The following is a 17,196-nucleotide window of genomic DNA, read 5'->3' on the forward strand; positions in this document are numbered from 1 at the left end:
TTCAGAGGAGTTCGGGTGAAACAGGTTGTGCAGAACTACAAGAGCGGCGAGCTGGCGGTGCTCGACGTGCCGGTGCCGGGGTGCAAGCCGGGCGGTGTGCTGGTCCGCAGCGCCTATTCGCTGATCTCCACCGGGACCGAGCTCATGAAGGTGTCCGAGGCCGGCATGTCGATGCTGGGCAAGGCCCGTTCCCGTCCCGACCAGGTGGCCAAGGTCATGCAGAGCGTGGCCACCAACGGGGTGCCCGCCACCTACCGCAAGGTGATGGGCAAGCTGGACTCCTACACGCCGCTGGGCTACTCGCTGTGCGGGGTGGTCGAGCAGGTCGGCGCCGGGATCGACGATGTGAAGGCCGGCGACCTCGTGGCCTGCGCGGGCAACGAGCACGCGTTGCACGCCGAGGTGAACTGGGTGCCGAGGAACCTGTACGTCCCGGTGCCGGACGGCCTCGCGCCGCGGCACGCGGCCTTCGGCACCGTCGGGTCGATCGCCCTCCAAGGCGTCCGCCAGGGTGAGCCACGGCTCGGCGAAGTGGCCCTGGTCATCGGCCTCGGGCTGATCGGGCAGCTGGTGGTGCAGCTGCTGACCGCGTCGGGGGTGCGCGTCGTCGGTGTCGACCCCGACCCGGTGCGCTGCGAGCTGGCCGGGCGTCTGGGCGCCGCGGCCTGCGGCGATCCCGCGTCCGCGGCCGTGGAGAGCGCCGTCGCGGAACTCACCGGCGGCCTGGGCGTGGACCAGGTGTACCTGGCCGCCGGAGGCGGCAGCAACCAGCCCGTCGAGCTGGCCGCCCGGCTGAGCCGGGACCGCGGCCGGGTCGTCGACATCGGCAAGTGCCGCCTGGACCTGCCGTGGAACGCGTACTACGAGAAGGAGCTGGACGTCCGGTTCTCCCGCAGTTACGGCCCCGGGCGCTACGACCCGGAGTACGAGCTGGAGGGGCGCGACTACCCGATCGGCTACGTGCGCTGGACCGAGCGTCGCAACCTGGCGTGCTTCCTCGACCTCCTCGCCCGCGGCAGCGTCGACGTGGAGCCCCTGGTGTCCCACGTCGCCGACTTCGACGACGCGGTCGAGACGTACCGGCGGCTGAAGGACGGCGAGCTGAAGGCCGTGGCCGTGCTGTTCCGCTATCCCCGGCAGGAGGGCGGGACCGGGGAGGCGGCGGCACCGGCGGTGGCCGTGCCCGCGGTGAACGTGCGGCGGCGTCCGGTCCGGGCGGCCAACGCGTCGGTGCGGCTGGCGTTCGTCGGCGCGGGCAACTACGCGACGTCGATGCTGCTGCCGCACCTGGCGCAGCGCGACGGCGTCGAGCTGGCGACCGTCGTCACCACGACGGCGCTGTCCGCGGCCAACGCGCAGCGCAAGTTCGGCTTCGCCCAGGCGACCACCGACCTCGACGCCGTGCTCGGTGACGAGTCCGTCGACGCGGTGTTCGTCGTCACCCGGCACAGCTCGCACGCCGACCTGACCCGCAGGGCGCTGCTGGCCGGCAAGGCCGTGTTCGTGGAGAAGCCGCTGGCCCTCACCGAGGAGGAGCTGGCCGGGGTGCTCGCGGCGGTGGAGGAGTCCGGCAACGACCGCTTGCAGGTGGGCTTCAACCGCCGGTTCGCGCCGCTGCTGCGGGAGGCCAGGGCGCGGTTCGGAACCCGGACCGGCCCGGCGAACCTGCGGTACCTGGTCAACGCGGGCCGCCTGGACCACACCAGCTGGTACCTCCAGCAGGGCACCGAGGGCTCGCGGTTCGCCGGCGAGGGCGGGCACTTCATCGACACGGCGAGCTGGCTGCTCGGGGCCGACCCGGTCTCGGTGTACGCGGTCGCCTCGCCCGGCAACGAAGACCTCCAGGTCGTCCTGCGCTACCCGGACGGGTCCACCGCCACCGTCAGCTACGTCACCAGCGGCCCGGCCGGCTTCCCCAAGGAGACGCTGGACCTGGTCGCGGACGGCAAGGCGCTGCGGCTCGACGACTTCGTCCGCGCCTTCGTGTACGACCGCAAGCGGTGGGTGAGTTCGCGGCTGCCCAAGGCCCGGGACAAGGGGCAGAACGCCGAGCTGGCCGCGTTCGTCAAGGCCGTGCGGACGGGCGGGCCGATGCCGGTGCCGCTCCCGTCGCTGGTCGCCACCACGGCGGCCACCCTCGCCGTGCGGACCGGGCTGGCCGCCGGTGCGCCGGTGACGCTGGAGCGGGCGCGATGACCATGAGCGCGGGCTGGTACCTGCGGCGGCTGTCCCGGATGGGACCGCGGGAGGTCGCGGGCCGGGCGGGCGACGCGGTGCGCAGACGGCGGTGGCGTGCGGCACCGCCGCCGGACTGTCCGAGCGTGACCGGCGCCCGGTTCACCGCGGTCCTGCCCGCGGGGACGGTCGCCGCGGTGCCGCCGGACGCCGCCAAACGACTCGTCGCCGAGGCGGACCGGCTGATGGACGGGCACGCCGAGTTCTTCGGGGTGGTCCGCGACGACCTGGCCGACCCGGACTGGCGGTACGACCCGAAGACCGGGCGCCGGGCCCCGCAGGGCTACGCCTTCGACGTGCCGTACCGGGACGAGGACGCGGTCGGGGACATCAAGCAGATCTGGGAGCCGTCCCGGCACCAGTACCTCACCGTGCTCGCCGCCGCCTACGCGGTCACCGGGAACGAGCGGTACGCCGAACGCGTGGCCGGGCACCTGCGGTCGTGGTGGGCGGCCAACCCGCCGCTGCGCGGGGTGCACTGGACCAGCGGCATCGAGCTGGGCATCCGGCTGCTGTCCTGGGTGTGGATCCGCCGGCTGCTCGACGGCTGGCCGGGCGCGGCCGCCCTGTTCGAGGGCGACCCGGTGGCGCTGCACCAGATCTGGCACCACCAGCGCTGGCTGGCCGCCTTCCCCAGCCGGGGGTCGTCGGCGAACAACCACGTGATCGCCGAGGCCGCCGGGCAGTTCGCCGCGGCCTGCGCGTTCGACTGGTTCCCCGCCTCGGCGCGCTGGCGGGCCGACGCGCTGCGGTCGCTGGAGCGGCACCTGCGCGCCAACACCTTCCCCTCCGGTCTCAACCGCGAGCTGGCCTCCGAGTACCACGGACTCGTGCTGGAGCTCGGCCTGGCCGCGGTGGCCGAGGCGGACGCCGCGGGCGTGCCGGTTCCCGCGACGGTCCGCCTGGTGCTGCTGCGGATGACCGACGCGCTCGCGGCCGTCGTGGACGACCGGCTGCGCCCGCCGCGCCAGGGCGACGCGGACGACGGGCACGGTCTGGTCGTGGACGGCGCGGGCACCGACCGCTGGGCCTCGTTGCTGGCCACCGGCGACGCCGTGTTCGGCCGGCTCGCCTGGTGGCCGGAGGTGACCGGCACCGATGTGCGCACCCCGCTGCTGGCCGCGCTCTGCGGACCCGCCCGGCTGTCCGTGTCCCGCCCGGCGAGCCGGCCGGCCCACTTCGCCGACGCGGGCATGACGATCCTGCGCGGTCCGGAGGGAATCTGGTGCCGCTGCGACGGCGGCCCGCACGGCTTCTTGTCCATCGCCGCGCACGCCCACGCGGACGCGCTGTCCGTGGAGGTCCGCCACGACGGGGTCGACGTGCTCGCCGACCCGGGGACGTACTGCTACCACGGGCAGCCCGCGTGGCGGCGGTACTTCCGGTCGACGCTCGGCCACAACACCCTGGAACTGGACGGCGGTGACCAGTCCGTCTCCGGCGGCCCGTTCCTGTGGACCCGGCACGCCCGCAGCCGCGTCCTGGCCGCGGACACCTCCGGCGCCTCCTCGCACGGCACGGCCCGCTGGTGTGCCGAGCACGACGGTTACCGCCCCTCCACGCACCGCCGGCGGGTGGAGCTGAGCGCCGCGGAGCGGGAGTTGAGGGTGGTCGACGAGGTGCTCGGCCCGCGCCGGCCCGTGCGGCTCGCCTTCCACCTGGGCCCGGCCGTCGGCGCGGAGCTGGTGGGGAACCTGGCGGAACTCACCTGGACCCGGGACGGCGAGGACCGCTCCGCGGTGCTGGTGCTGCCGGGGGAACTTACCTGGCGGGCGCACCGCGGCGAGACCGAGCCGCCGCTGGGCTGGTACTCCGCGGGCTTCGGGCGCAAGGAACCCACCACCACGCTGGTCGGCACCGGTGTCGCCGACGGCCTGCGGGGGTTCACCACCGTACTGACGTTCCGCGGCTAGGGGGGGAGGACCCGTGGGGATCGAGTGCCGGCGTTGGGCGTGGCCCGCGGCACCGCTGACGCTGGCCCTGCTGGCGGCGGCCGGCTGTACGAGCTCGCCGGACACTCCGGGCAGGCCGGCCGCCGCGCCGTCCAAATCCGGGGCCGCCTCAGCCGTGGCCCGGGTGTGCGCCAAGCCCGGCGCCGGGCCCGCGAAGGCTCCGGCGGGTGCGGTGACGGTCGACCCCGACGTGGTCGGCGACCTGGCCGAGAAGACGAAGAACAGCCCCGCGGGCACCACGTTCTGGCTGCGGCCGGGCACGCATCGGCTCGATCCGGAGCGCTACGCCCAGGTCATGCCCAAGAAGGGGGACCGCTACCTCGGCGCGCCGGGCGCGGTCCTCGACGGCGGGAGGAAGAACGCGTACGCGTTCAGCGGCACCGCCCCCGATGTCACCATCCGCTACCTGACCGTGCGGCGCTTCGTCGCCCCGACCGACGAGGGCGTGGTCAACCACGACATGGCCGACGGGTGGGTGATCGAGCACAGCACGATCCAGGACAACGACGGCGCCGGGCTGATGGCCGGCGCCCGCCAGCAGGTCCGCGCCAACTGCCTGCGCGACAACGGCCAGTACGGGATGAACGCGTACAAGACCGGCAACACCATCCGCGACCTGGTGGTCGAGGGCAACGAGATCACCGGCAACAACACCGGCGACTGGGAGCGGCGCAAGCCCGGCTGCGGCTGCACCGGAGGCGTCAAGTTCTGGTCGGTCGACGGCGCCGAGGTGCGCGGCAACTGGGTGCACGACAACCGCGGGGCCGGGTTGTGGGCGGACACCAACAACAACGACTTCCGCTTCGAGGACAACCTGATCGAGAAGAACGACGGCGCGGCGCTGATCTACGAGATCAGCTACAACGCGGTCATCCGGAACAACACGATCCGGCGGAACAACTGGGTCGAGGGCCGCGGCAGCGCCGAGCGCGGCGACGACTTCCCGTTCGGGACCGTCTACCTGTCGGAGGCCGGCGGCGAGCCACGGGTCGCGGCCCGCACGGACAAGATCGAGATCTACCGGAACCTGCTGGAGAACAACTGGAACGGGATCACCCTGTGGGAGAACGCCGACCGGTTCTGCAACAGTCCGGCCAACACCTCCTCCGGTGACTGCACGCTGCTGGTGAAGGACAAGGCCCGTTGCGCGAAACCGGCGATCGCCAGGGCACCGCTGTACGCCGACTGCCGCTGGAAGACGCAGCGCGTGGACATCCACGACAACCGCTTCGTCCTGGACAGGTCCGTCGTCAAGTGCACGGAGAAGTGCGACCGCATGGCGGTGCTGGCCAACTACGGCACCTATCCGGACTGGTCGCCCTACAAGGGCAAGCGGGTGGCCGAGGCGATCACCCTGGAGCAGCACAACCGCTGGCACGACAACACCTACCGCGGACCGTGGCAGTTCGTCGTCCAGGACCCGAGCCGGGTGCTCGACCGGTGGCAGTGGCAGGGCCCGCCGTACCGGCAGGACACGGGCAGCACCTTCGCGACGAAGCGGGCCGGTGGTTGAGATGGACCGTGCCCCCGCCACCCCACCGAAGGCCGTCGGGATCGTCTGGCTGCTGCTGGGTCTCAACACGCTCGGCTCCGCCGGGGCGAAGACCATCGTCCAGCTGCCGCGCTCCCTCATCCAGCTGGTCACCATGGGCTCGCTGGTCGCCGCGTTCGCGCTGGCGCTCGCCCTCAATGTGCGGCTGCGCGTCAGACCCAGCGCCTTCGTGTTCCTGCTCACCCTGCTGCTGGTGCCGAGCGTGCTCTCCAGCGTGCACCTGGAGTCCGGGTTCGGCGCGCTGTTCCGCTGCACCCGGCTTGCCCTCTTCATCGGCACGCTGTGGCTGGTGAGCCGCTGGTGGGACGGGAGTGTGACCTTCGTCCGGTACCACATCCGCATGTACTTCGCGGTGCTCGTGTCGGTGGCCGCGGGCCTGGCCATCTCACCGGGCGCGGCCATGCCCGACCTCTACGGCGGACGCCTCGTCGGCGCGCTGTGGCCGCTCACCCCGCCGCAGATCGGGCAGTACACGGCGGTGATCACCGGGCTGACCGTGCTGCTGCTCCTGGGCCGCCAGGTCGACAGGACGAGCGCGGTGGTCGTCATCGTTCCGTCACTCGTCCTCCTCGCGCTCACCCACACCCGGACGGCCACCGTCGGCCTGCTCGCCGGGCTGGCACTGGCGATCGGTTCGCTCATGCTCACCAGCGCCGCGGCCCGCCGCTTCTTCACCTGGGCGGTGCTGTGCGCGACGGTGGCCGCGGTGGGGTTCGCCTCCGCGCTCCAGGCGTGGTTCCTGCGCGGACAGAGCAAGGAGAACTTCTCCAGCCTCACCGGCCGGGCCAAGGTCTGGGACGCCCTGCTGGCGGCGCCCCGGACGACCGGGGAGCGGTTCTTCGGCGTGGGCCTGGGCGACAAGTCGTTCGGCGGGCTGCCGATCGACAACAGCTGGCTGGCCGTCTACAACGAGCAGGGCCTGGTCGGTGTCGCCCTCGTGGCGGCGGTCATCCTCGTGCTCGGCGGTGTCGCGCTGCTGCGGCCGCCGTCGCTGTCGAGGGCCTGTGCGATCTTCCTGATCAGCTACGTCGCGATCTCGTCCTACACCGAGGCGGGCCTCGGCGACGCCTCGCCGTACCTGCTGCACCTGGCCCTGGCCGCCTCGCTGCTCGCGGCGCCCGCCACGGCTCCACCACCGCCGGCGCCCCCGCCGCCCCGGCCAGGTGTCCCGCGCTGGGCCCAGGACCGGGAGGTGAGCTGACCATGCACGTCCTCGTGGTGCACAACCGCTACTCCTCGGCGCAGCCGAGCGGCGAGAACCGGGTCGTCGACGAGGAGGTGGCGCTGCTGCGCGCGGCCGGCCACCGGGTCGGGGTGTTCGAGCGGCGCAGCGACGACATCGCCGGCCGGTCCCTGTCCGGCAAGGTCGCGGTGCCGCTGCTCGTGCCGTGGAACCCGGCGGTGCGCCGGGAGCTCGCCGCCCGGCTCCGCGCCGAGCGGCCGGACGTGGTGCACGTCCACAACGTCTTCCCGCTCCTGTCGCCCGCGGTCCTCGCGGCCTGCGCCGACGTGGGCGTGCCCGTCGTCGCGACGCTGCACAACTACACCCAGGTCTGCCCGCCCGGCACGCTGCAACGGGACGGCCGGCTGTGCACCGAGTGCGTCGGCCCGGCGGTGCCGCTGCCCGCCGTCCGGCACGGCTGCTACCGGGGCTCCCGTCTCGCGACGGTGCCGCTCGCGGTGAGCCTGTCGGTCAACCGGCGGCGGTGGTGGTCCGGCGTGGAGCGGTTCCTGTGCATCTCCGAGGCGCAGCGCGACGTCCTGGTGCGGTCGGGCCTGCCGGCCGGGCTGCTGACGGTGAAGCACAACTTCGTACCCGATCCCGGCGCCTGCCGGCAGGGCGACGGCGAGCACCTGCTCTTCCTCGGCCGGCTGGCGGAGGCCAAGGGGGTGGGGCTGCTCATGGCCGCGTGGGACGCGATCGCGGCGGACGGCGGTGTCGGCGTGCCGCTCGTGCTCGCCGGCGCGGGGCCGCTGGAGCGGAAGGTGACCGCGTGGGCGGCGGGCCGGGACGACGTGCGCTACGCCGGTCTGCTCGAACCGGCCCAGGTGCGGCAGGCCGTCGCGCGGTCGGTCGCCGTGGTGGCCCCGTCGATGGCCATGGAGACGTTCGGCCTGGTGGTCGCGGAGGCGATGGCGGCGGGCGTGCCGGCTGTCGCCGCCGGTCACGGCGGGTTCGTCGAACTCGTCGAGGACGGGGTGACCGGGCTGCTGCACCGGCCGGGCGACCCCGTCTCGCTCGCGGACCGGATCCGCCGGATCGCGACCGGGCCGGAGCTGGGCCGGGAGATGGGCCAGGCGGCCCGGCGCCGCTACGAGAAGGGCTTCAGCCCGGCCGTCGGGCTGGAGCGCCTGGAAGAGGAGTACCGCGCCGCGATCGCGGGGCGGGCGCATCGAGGGGGGACGGAACCAATGGGGGGCACTGGATGACACGATGCCGACTCTGCGGCTCGGCGGCGCTGGTGAGCGTCGTCGACCTGGGGGCGACGCCGCCGTGCGAGAGCTTTCTCGCGGCGGACCGACTGGACGAGCCGGAGCCGACGTACCCGCTGCACCTGCGGGTCTGCACCGACTGCTGGCTCGCGCAGATCCCGCCGCTGATCACGCCGGAGGAGACGTTCAAGGAGTACGCGTACTTCTCCTCGTACTCGACGTCCTGGGTGGAGCACGCGCGCACGTTCGTCGCCGACGCCGTGCGGCGGGTGGGACTCGGCCCGGACGCCTTCGTGGTCGAGGTCGCGAGCAACGACGGCTACCTGCTGAAGCACGTGGTGGACCGGGGGATCCGCTGCCTCGGCATCGAGCCGTCGGTGAACGTCGGCGCGGCGGCCCGGGACGCGGGCGTGCCCACGCTCACGGAGTTCCTGAGCCCGGACACCGGCGCGGCGGTCCGTGCCGGGCACGGCCCGGCGAACCTGGTCGTGGCCAACAACGTGTACGCGCACATCCCCGACGTCGTCGGGTTCACCCGGGGACTGCGCGCCCTGGTCGCCGACGACGGCTGGGTCTCCATCGAGGTGCAGCACCTGCTGACCCTGATCGAGGAGAACCAGTACGACACGATCTACCACGAGCACTTCCAGTACTACACGGTCGCCTCCGCGATCCGGGCGCTGGCCGGCGGCGGACTCGCGCTGGTGGACGTCGAGCTGCTGCCCACGCACGGCGGTTCCATCCGGCTGTGGGCCCGGCCGGCCGAGGCCGCCGGCGAGCCGTCCCGGCGGGTGGCCGACGTGCTGGACCGGGAGAAGGCCGCCGGGCTCCAGGAGCTGTCCGGGTACACCGAGTTCTCCGCACGGGTGGCCAAGGTGCGCCGGGACCTGTTGAGGTTCCTCGTCGAGGCGGCCGAGCGCGGCGAGACGGTCGTCGGCTACGGCGCCCCGGGCAAGGGCAACACCCTGCTCAACCACTGCGGCATCCGGCCCGACCTGCTCGCGTACACGGTCGACCGCAACCCCTACAAGCACGGCAGGTTCACCCCGGGCACCCGCATCCCGATCCTGCCGCCCGAGCGGATCGCCGCCGACAAGCCGGACTACGTGCTGGTCCTGCCGTGGAACCTGCGGGCCGAACTGGTCGAGCAGCTGTCCTACGTGCACGACTGGGGCGGCCGGCTGGTCTTCCCCATCCCGGAACTGAGCATTGTCGAGGCCGCGTCGTGAGAGGGCACAGCATGAAGGTCGTTCTGTTCTGCGGCGGTTACGGGATGCGGATGCGCAGCGGTGCCGCGGACGACGTGCCCAAGCCGATGGCGATGGTCGGCCCCAGACCGCTGATCTGGCACGTCATGCGCTACTACGCGCACTTCGGCCACACGGAGTTCATCCTGTGCCTCGGGTACGGGGCCCACCACATCAAGGAGTTCTTCCTCAACTACGAGGAGACGACGTCCAACGACTTCGTGCTGCGGGGCGGGCGGACCGAGCTGCTGTCCACCGACATCTCGGACTGGACGATCACGTTCGCGCAGACCGGCATCGAGTCGCCGATCGGGGAGCGGCTGCGCCGGGTGCGGCACCACCTGGACGGCGACGAGATGTTCCTCGCCAACTACGCCGACGTGCTCACCGACGCCCCGCTGCCGGAGATGATCGAGAACTTCGCCCGGCGCGACGCCGGCGCGTCGATGATGGTGGTGCCGCCGCAGTCGTCCTTCCACTGCGTGGAGCTGGGCGAGGACGGCCTGGTGGGGGGCATCACCGCGGTGAGCGAACTGCCGCTGTGGGAGAACGGCGGCTACTTCGTGCTCCGCCAGGAGGTCTTCGACCACATCCCCGAGAACGGGGACCTGGTCGCCGACGGATGCGCCCAGCTGGCCAAGCGCGGACGGCTGGTCGCGCACCGGCACCGCGGCTTCTGGAAGCCGACCGACACCGTGAAGGAGCGGGCCGCGCTCGACGCCGCCTATGCCCGGGGTGACCGTCCGTGGGCCGTGTGGGAGCGGGACGGCGCGGGGGTGACCGCGTGATCCGGCTGGGGGCGGGACCCCTGGAGCGGATCGTCGCGGTGGGCGCGCACTGCGACGACATCGCCATCGGCGCCGGCGGCACGCTGCTGACGCTGTGCCAGGCGCGGCCGGGTGTCCGTGTCGACGCGCTGGTGCTCTCCGGTGGTGGCGGCGAGCGCGAGCAGGAGGAGCGGGCCGCGCTCGCCGCCTTCTGCCCGGGCGCCGACCTGCGGCTGACCGTGCACAAACTGCCGGACGGCCGGCTTCCCGCGCACTGGGAGGAGGCCAAGTCCGCCGTGGAGGCGCTGCGCGAGCGGACCGACCCGGACCTGGTCCTCGCCCCGCGCACCGACGACGCGCACCAGGACCACCGCGGCCTGGCGCGGCTGGTACCGACCGCGTTCCGCGACCACCTGGTCCTCGGCTACGAGATCGTCAAGTGGGACGGCGATCTCGGCCGGCCGTCCGCCTACCAGCCGCTGTCACCGCGGACCGCCGAACAGAAGGTACGGCTGCTGCAGGAGCACTACCCCTCGCAGCGGCACCGGCCCTGGTACGACCAAGAGGCCTTCCTCGGCCTGGCCCGGATCCGCGGCATCGAATGCCACGAGCGCTACGCCGAGGCGTTCACCGTCACCAAACTCACGCTTGACCTGGGGGAATGAACCTTGCGCGTACTGCTCACCGGGCACCAGGGCTACCTGGGCACCGTCATGGCGCCGGTCCTGACGGCCGCCGGGCACGAGGTCGTCGGCCTCGACTCCGGCCTGTTCGCCGACTGCGTCCTGGGCCCCGCGCCCGCCGACCCGCCGGGGCACCGGGTGGACCTGCGTGACGTCACGGCCGACCACCTGACCGGGGTGGACGCCGTGATCCACCTGGCCGCGCTCTCCAACGACCCGCTGGGATCGCTGGCACCGGAGCTCACCTACGACATCAACCACCACGCGTCCGTGCGGCTGGCCCGGCTGGCCCGCGACGCCGGGGTGCGGCGCTTCCTGTACGCGTCGACCTGCTCCGTCTACGGCGCCGCCGGCGGCGACGACCTGGTGGCCGAGGACGCCCCGCTGCGCCCGGTGACGCCGTACGCGGAGTCCAAGGTGCGGGTGGAGGACGACCTGCACTCCCTGGCCGACGGCGACTTCACCCCGGTGTACATGCGCAACGCCACCGCCTTCGGCTTCTCGCCCCGGCTGCGCGCCGACATCGTGCTCAACAACCTGGTGGGCCACGCCCTGCTGTCCGGTGAGGTGCTCGTGCTCTCCGACGGCACCCCCTGGCGCCCGCTGGTGCACGCCGCCGACATCGCACGGGCCTTCTCGGCCGCGCTGAGCGCGCCGCGGGAAGCGGTGCACGACCGGGCGTTCAACATCGGCAGCGAGACCAACAACGTCACCGTCGCCGAGATCGCCGGGCAGGTCGCCGAGGCGGTGCCCGGGGCGAAGGTGGTGATCACCGGGGAGACCGGTGCCGATCCGCGGTCGTACCGGGTGGACTTCTCCCGTTTCCGCGCCGCGGTGCCCGGCTTCGACTGCGCGTGGACGGTGAAGCGGGGCGCGCTCGAACTCGCCGACGCCTACCGGAAGTCCGGCCTCACCCGGGAGGACTTCGAGCAGCGCTTCACCCGCCTCGCCGTGCTGCGCGCGGCGTCCGGGTCCGGTGCCGTCGACGACACCCTGCGGTGGCGCCCGTGACCGGGGCAGGCGAGGAGATGTACGCGCTGGTGGAGCGGATGTACCCGCTGTGCCGGAGCATCACCGGCGACGGTGTCCGCGCCACCTTGGACATCGTCGGGGAGTACATCCCGCTCCAGCGGCACGAGGTGCCGACCGGCACGCAGGTGCTCGACTGGACCGTGCCGCAGGAGTGGAACATCCGCGACGCGTACATCGCCGACACCGCCGGCAACCGGGTCGTCGACTTCGCCGCGTCCAGCCTGCACGTGCTCGGCTACAGCGTGCCGGTGTCGGCGACCATGCCGCTGGCCGAACTGCGCGGGCACCTGCACACCCTGCCGGAGCAGCCGGCCTGGGTGCCGTACCGCACCAGTTACTACAAGCCGGACTGGGGGTTCTGCCTGGCCCAGCAGACCCTGGACGCGATGGAGGACGGCGACTACGAGGTCCGCATCGACTCCACCCTCGCCGACGGCCACCTCAGCTACGCCGAGCACGTGGTCCCCGGGCAGGTCCCCGACGAGGTGATCGTCTCCTGCCACGTCTGCCACCCGTCGCTGGCCAACGACAACCTGGCCGGCATCGCGGTGGCGACGTTCCTGGCGCGGGCGCTGGCGGAGCGGACGCCGTACTACACCTACCGGTTCGTCTTCGCGCCCGGCACCATCGGGGCGATCACCTGGCTGGCCCGCAACGCGGAGCGGGTGGACCGGGTCAGGCACGGCCTGGTGCTGGCCTGCGCCGGCGACCCGGGCCGGCTGACGTACAAGCAGAGCCGGCGCGGCGACGCGGAGATCGACCGGGTGATGCGGCACGTCCTGGCCGCCTCCGAACGCCCGCACCGCGTCACCGAGTTCACGCCCTACGGCTACGACGAGCGGCAGTACTGCTCGCCCGGCTTCGACCTCGGGGTGGGCTCGCTCACCCGGACGCCGTACGCGGGTTATCCCGAGTACCACACCTCGGCGGACGACCTGGACTTCGTCTCCCCGGAGGCGATGGCCGACACGCTCGCCGTCTGCCGCGAGGCGTTCGCCGTCCTCGACCGCAACCGGCGGTACGTCAACCTCAGCCCCTACGGCGAACCGCAGCTGGGCCGGCGGGGACTGTACGACGCGCTCGGCGGCCGCAGCGACACCAAGCAGGCCCAGATGGCCATGCTCTGGGTGCTCAGCCTCTCCGACGGCGAGCACGGTCTGCTGGACGTCACCGAGCGGTCCGGGCTGCCGTTCGACACCGTCGCCGCCGCGGCCGACGCCCTGCACGGCGCCGGGCTGATCAAGGCATGACGCCGATGACCACCGAGGGGGAGAACCCGCGGACCACGGCGCCACCGGCGGCCCGGGCCGCGCACGCCCGGCGCTCCGCCCGGCGGGCCGTCGCCGGCCGGCTGTCCTGGGGGCTCGCCGACCAGGCGGCCTCCAGCATCAGCAACTTCGCGGTGGGCATCTACGTGGCCCGCTCGCTGGGGGTGACCGCGTTCGGCGTGTTCAGCCTCGCCTGGGTGACCTACGGCGTGGTGCTCAACGTCTCGCGCGGCCTTGCCACCGACCCTCTCGTGGTGCGCTTCAGCGGTGTGCCGGAGGCGTCCTGGCGCGCGGCGGTGGCCCGGTCCTCGGGTACCGCGCTCGGCGTGGGCGCCGCCATCGGCGCGGCGTGCCTGGCCGCCGGGCTCGGTCTCGGCGGCCGCGTGGGGCCCGCGTTCGCCTGCCTCGGCGTGGTGCTGCCGGGGCTGCTGCTGCAGGACGCCTGGCGGTTCTCGTTCTTCGCCGCCGGCACCGGGCGGAAGGCCTTCGTCAACGACCTCGTGTGGTGCGTGGCGCTCGTCCCGGCCATGGTGCTGGCGGCACGCGTCGGCAGCGTGGCCGCGTTCGTGCTCGCCTGGGGGGCCTCCGCCGCGGTGGCCGCCGGATACGGCTGCTTCCAGTCGGGGATCCGGCCCGAGGCGGGCGGCGTACGCGTGTGGCTGCGCGAGCACCGCGACCTCGGCTCCCGCTACCTGGTCGAGAACGTCAGCCTCAGCGGCGCGAGCCAGCTGCGGGCGTACGGGCTCGGCGCCATCGCCGGCGTCGGCGCGGTGGGCGCGGTGCGCGGCGCCGAGCTCCTGATGGGCCCCTTCCTCGCCGTGCTGATGGGGCTGTCGCTGGTGACCGTCCCGGAGGCGGCACGGGTGCTGCGGCAGGCCCCGCACCGCCTCGGCACGTTCTGCCTGCTGCTCGGCGGCGGGCAGGCCGCCGCCGCGCTGCTGTGGGGCGGGTCGCTGCTGCTGCTGCCGCAGCGGCTCGGCGACCTCGTGCTGGGCGGCGTCTGGCACTCCGCCTCGCAGCTCATCGTGCCGATCACCCTCAGCGTCGCCGGTGCGGGCCTCGGCACCGGCGCGGCGGCCGGGCTGCGCGCGCTCGGCGCGGCCCGGCGCAGCCTGCGCTCCCAGCTGTTCGCCTCCGCCTGCTATGTCGGCGGCGGGCTCGGCGGGGCGGCCGCGGGGGGCACGGTCGGCTCGGCCTGGGGGGTCGCCGCCGCGACCGTCAGCGGCTCGGCCGTGTGGTGGCTGCACCTGCGGTCCGCCCTGCGCGAGCGGCACCACCACTCCGTTCCCGAAGTGAGGACCACATGACCGACCGACCCAGGCTGAGCATCGGCCTGCCCGTCTACAACGGCGAGGAGTACCTGGCCGAGTCGCTCGACGCCCTGCTCGGCCAGACCTACGAGGACTTCGAGCTGGTCGTCTCCGACAACGCCTCGACCGACGGCACCCAGGACATCTGCCGCGCGTACGCCGCGAAGGACTCCCGCATCCGGTACGTCCGCCTGCCCCGGAACATCGGCGCCACCCCGAACCACAACCTCGTGTTCGCCGAGTGCCGCGGCGAGCTGTTCAAGTGGGCCTCGCACGACGACCTGTACGGCCGGGACCTGCTGCGCCGCTGCGTCGAGGCGCTGGACGAGCGGCCGCACGTGATCCTCGCGCACGCCGACCAGGCGGTCATCGACGGCGACGGCCAGGTGAAGGTGCCGTACGAGTACACGCTCGCCACGGCCTCCCCGCACGCGCCGGAGCGCTTCCGCAGCATGCTGTTCGAGCCCGGCGGCGACGACTTCTACGGGGTGATCCGGGCCGACGTGCTGCGCCGGGTGAAACCCATGGACAGCTACCACCACGCGGACCGCACGTTCGTCGCCGAGATCGGCCTGCACGGGCCCTTCCACCAGGTGCCGGAGCTGCTGTACTTCCGCCGCGACCACCCCACCCGCGCCGAGCGGGCCAACCCGTCCAAGCGGGCCCGGTGCGTCAACCTGGACCCGCGCCGGGCCGGTCCGCTGCACCCGACGCCCCGGCTGCTCGCCGAGTACGTCTGGGGCTTCGTCTCGGCGATCCGGCGGGCGCCGCTGTCCCCCGCCGACCGGCGTGCCTGCTACCGCCACCTGGCCGCGTGGATGACCAGCCGGGCCCGGCCGGGCGCCGGCGAGCGGGTCGAGGACCGCGCCCCGGTCGACCCGGCCGCGCTCACCGTCTCGGTCGACGCCCTCGTCGCCGGCCGTGAGGGGCGGCGGGCATGAGGACCGGGCCACGCGTCGGGGTGTTCGGCCTGCTGGGCTCCGGCAACCTCGGCAACGACGGGTCGCTGGAGGCCCTGCTCGGCTACCTGCGCGCCGAGCACCCGGGGGCGGTCGTGGACGCGCTGTGCGGCGGACCCGAGGCCGTCACGGCCCGGTTCGGCATCCCCGCGACGCGGCTGCACTGGTACCGCGGGGAGTACCGGACCGCGTCGCGCGCGGGCGCGGTCGTGTCCAAGGGCCTGGGCAAACTCGTCGACGTCTTCCGCACCGCCGCCTGGGTGCGCCGGCACGACGTGGTGATCGTGCCGGGCATGGGCGTCCTGGAGGCCACGCTGCCGCTGCGGCCGTGGGGCTTCCCGTACGCGCTGTTCCTGCTCTGCGCGAGCGGCCGGCTGCTGGGCACGCGGGTCGCGCTGGTCAGCGTCGGCGCCGCGACGATCGGCGACCGGCCGACCCGGGCCCTGGTGCGCTGGTCGGCACGGCTGGCCGCGTACCGGTCGTACCGGGACGACCGGTCCCGCGACGCGATGCGGGCGATGGGCGTGGACACCTCGCGCGACGAGGTCTACCCGGACCTCGCGTTCGCCCTGCCGGCACCGGGGCCGAACGCGCCCTCGGACCCGCCGGGCCCGGTCTGCGTCGGGGTCATGGACTTCCACGGCGGCAACGACGACCGGGCCCGGGCCGGGGAGATCCACCGGCAGTACCTGGACGGGACGATCCGGTTCGTCCGCGCGCTGGCCGAGGAGGGCAGGGCGGTCCGGCTGCTCACCGGCGACGCGTGCGACGCGCCGGTGGTCGCCGCGATCCTCGACGCGGTGGACTCACCGCTGGTCACCGCCGCCGAGACGGCCTGCCTGGCCGACCTGATGAAGGAGACGGCGGCCGCCGGCACCATGGTGGCGATCCGGTACCACAACCTGATCTGCGCGCTGAAGACCGGGACGCCGACGCTCGCCGTCACCTACGCGGCGAAGAGCGAGGCGCTCATGGAGCGGATGGGCCTCGGCACGTACTGCCACCCGGCGCGCGCGCTCGACGCCGACCGGCTGCTCGCACAGTTCCGGGAGCTGGAGAAGCGATCGGCCGAGCTGCGGCACATCCTCGCCGAACGGAACCAGGCCGCCGCCCGCCGGCTCGACCACCAGTTCACCGCCCTGACCACGGCCCTGTTCCCGGCGGCCGGCCGTGCCCGCACCCCCGCCCGGCAGGAGGCCTCATGAAGGCGACCGAAGTCCCGCAGATCGAGGGCGCGTACCTGTTCGAGCCGACGCCGTACGCCGACGAGCGCGGCTTCTTCTGCCGCACCTTCGACGCCGACCTGGTCCGCTCGGTGGGTCTCGACCCGGACTCCTTCGTCCAGGACAGCGTGTCCCGCTCGGTGCGGGGCGTGCTCCGCGGACTGCACCTGCGCTCCGGCGCCGGCGAGGCCAAGCTGGTGCGGTGCTCCTACGGCAGGATCTTCGACGTCGTCGTGGACCTGCGGCCCGCCTCGCCGACCTACCTGGGCCGGGCCTTCTTCGAGCTGTCCGGGGACACGCAGGCGACCCTGTACATCCCGGCGGGGTGCGCGCACGGCTTCCAGGCGCTCACCGACACCGCCGACACCTCGTACCGGATCGACCGCCCGCACGACCCGGCCGAGGACGTCACGATCGCCTTCGACGATCCGGACCTCGCCGTCCCGTGGCCGCTGCCGGTCACATCGATGTCCCAGCGGGACCGGGAGGCGCCGAGCCTCGCCGAGGTCCTGAAGCAGATGGAAGGGTGAAACCG

Annotated in this window: 14 protein-coding genes; all 14 read left to right on the forward strand. The window is 73.4% G+C overall.

Annotation, left to right across the window (positions count from 1 at the left end; translation table 11 throughout):
• The first annotated feature begins 15 nt into the window (after positions 1-15).
• The 14 genes from AB0947_RS01590 to AB0947_RS01655 are packed head-to-tail and all read left to right on the forward strand — an operon-like array spanning position 16 to position 17,191.
• Positions 16-2,196, forward strand: a complete 2,181-nt coding sequence (locus AB0947_RS01590; RefSeq protein WP_366748261.1) for a bi-domain-containing oxidoreductase — start codon at positions 16-18, stop codon at positions 2,194-2,196.
• On the forward strand, positions 2,193-4,148 hold the full coding sequence (locus AB0947_RS01595) for an alginate lyase family protein (protein WP_366748262.1): 1,956 nt from the start codon (positions 2,193-2,195) through the stop codon (positions 4,146-4,148). The genes AB0947_RS01590 and AB0947_RS01595 overlap by 4 nt, the downstream gene beginning before the upstream one ends.
• Positions 4,149-4,161: 13 nt before the next feature.
• Entirely contained in the window at positions 4,162-5,700 is a 1,539-nt protein-coding gene (locus AB0947_RS01600; RefSeq protein WP_366748263.1) for a right-handed parallel beta-helix repeat-containing protein, read from the forward strand.
• A gap of 1 nt (position 5,701) precedes the next feature.
• Entirely contained in the window at positions 5,702-6,940 is a 1,239-nt protein-coding gene (locus AB0947_RS01605; protein WP_366748264.1) for an O-antigen ligase domain-containing protein, read from the forward strand.
• A gap of 2 nt (positions 6,941-6,942) precedes the next feature.
• Positions 6,943-8,169, forward strand: coding sequence for a glycosyltransferase (locus AB0947_RS01610; RefSeq protein WP_366748265.1), 1,227 nt, complete (start codon positions 6,943-6,945; stop codon positions 8,167-8,169).
• Positions 8,166-9,401, forward strand: coding sequence for a class I SAM-dependent methyltransferase (locus tag AB0947_RS01615; RefSeq protein ID WP_366748266.1), 1,236 nt, complete (start codon positions 8,166-8,168; stop codon positions 9,399-9,401). Before AB0947_RS01610 ends, AB0947_RS01615 begins: the two co-directional genes overlap by 4 nt.
• A gap of 11 nt (positions 9,402-9,412) precedes the next feature.
• Complete coding sequence (locus AB0947_RS01620; RefSeq protein ID WP_366748267.1) at positions 9,413-10,207, forward strand: glucose-1-phosphate cytidylyltransferase; 795 nt, start codon at positions 9,413-9,415, stop codon at positions 10,205-10,207.
• Positions 10,204-10,851, forward strand: coding sequence for a PIG-L deacetylase family protein (locus AB0947_RS01625; protein WP_366748268.1), 648 nt, complete (start codon positions 10,204-10,206; stop codon positions 10,849-10,851). The genes AB0947_RS01620 and AB0947_RS01625 overlap by 4 nt, the downstream gene beginning before the upstream one ends.
• 3 nt (positions 10,852-10,854) lie before the next feature.
• Entirely contained in the window at positions 10,855-11,880 is a 1,026-nt protein-coding gene (locus AB0947_RS01630; protein WP_366748269.1) for an SDR family oxidoreductase, read from the forward strand.
• Entirely contained in the window at positions 11,868-13,151 is a 1,284-nt protein-coding gene (locus tag AB0947_RS01635) for a DUF4910 domain-containing protein (RefSeq protein ID WP_366748270.1), read from the forward strand. Before AB0947_RS01630 ends, AB0947_RS01635 begins: the two co-directional genes overlap by 13 nt.
• Before the next feature lie 5 nt (positions 13,152-13,156).
• Complete coding sequence (locus AB0947_RS01640) at positions 13,157-14,476, forward strand: hypothetical protein (protein ID WP_366748271.1); 1,320 nt, start codon at positions 13,157-13,159, stop codon at positions 14,474-14,476.
• Entirely contained in the window at positions 14,473-15,420 is a 948-nt protein-coding gene (locus AB0947_RS01645; protein ID WP_366748272.1) for a glycosyltransferase family 2 protein, read from the forward strand. The genes AB0947_RS01640 and AB0947_RS01645 overlap by 4 nt, the downstream gene beginning before the upstream one ends.
• Positions 15,417-16,643: a polysaccharide pyruvyl transferase family protein gene (locus tag AB0947_RS01650; protein WP_366748273.1), complete on the forward strand. Its 1,227-nt coding sequence runs from the start codon at positions 15,417-15,419 to the stop codon at positions 16,641-16,643. Before AB0947_RS01645 ends, AB0947_RS01650 begins: the two co-directional genes overlap by 4 nt.
• The gene (locus tag AB0947_RS01655; RefSeq protein WP_366748274.1) at positions 16,640-17,191 is read left to right on the forward strand and encodes a dTDP-4-dehydrorhamnose 3,5-epimerase family protein; all 552 of its coding nucleotides are present in this window, start codon (positions 16,640-16,642) and stop codon (positions 17,189-17,191) included. Before AB0947_RS01650 ends, AB0947_RS01655 begins: the two co-directional genes overlap by 4 nt.
• Positions 17,192-17,196: the final 5 nt, after the last annotated feature.

The sequence above is a fragment of the Streptomyces sp. NPDC047841 genome (assembly GCF_040704085.1).
In the GTDB taxonomy this organism is placed as follows: domain Bacteria; phylum Actinomycetota; class Actinomycetes; order Streptomycetales; family Streptomycetaceae; genus Streptomyces; species Streptomyces argyrophylli.

Coding starts and splice junctions, on each gene's coding strand:
- AB0947_RS01640 (WP_366748271.1), top strand. CDS start 13,157: ATGACCACCGAGGGGGAGAACCCGCGGACCACGGCGCCACCGGCGGCC.
- AB0947_RS01605 (WP_366748264.1), top strand. CDS start 5,702: ATGGACCGTGCCCCCGCCACCCCACCGAAGGCCGTCGGGATCGTCTGG.
- AB0947_RS01655 (WP_366748274.1), top strand. CDS start 16,640: ATGAAGGCGACCGAAGTCCCGCAGATCGAGGGCGCGTACCTGTTCGAG.
- AB0947_RS01610 (WP_366748265.1), top strand. CDS start 6,943: ATGCACGTCCTCGTGGTGCACAACCGCTACTCCTCGGCGCAGCCGAGC.
- AB0947_RS01620 (WP_366748267.1), top strand. CDS start 9,413: ATGAAGGTCGTTCTGTTCTGCGGCGGTTACGGGATGCGGATGCGCAGC.
- AB0947_RS01615 (WP_366748266.1), top strand. CDS start 8,166: ATGACACGATGCCGACTCTGCGGCTCGGCGGCGCTGGTGAGCGTCGTC.
- AB0947_RS01645 (WP_366748272.1), top strand. CDS start 14,473: ATGACCGACCGACCCAGGCTGAGCATCGGCCTGCCCGTCTACAACGGC.
- AB0947_RS01650 (WP_366748273.1), top strand. CDS start 15,417: ATGAGGACCGGGCCACGCGTCGGGGTGTTCGGCCTGCTGGGCTCCGGC.
- AB0947_RS01595 (WP_366748262.1), top strand. CDS start 2,193: ATGACCATGAGCGCGGGCTGGTACCTGCGGCGGCTGTCCCGGATGGGA.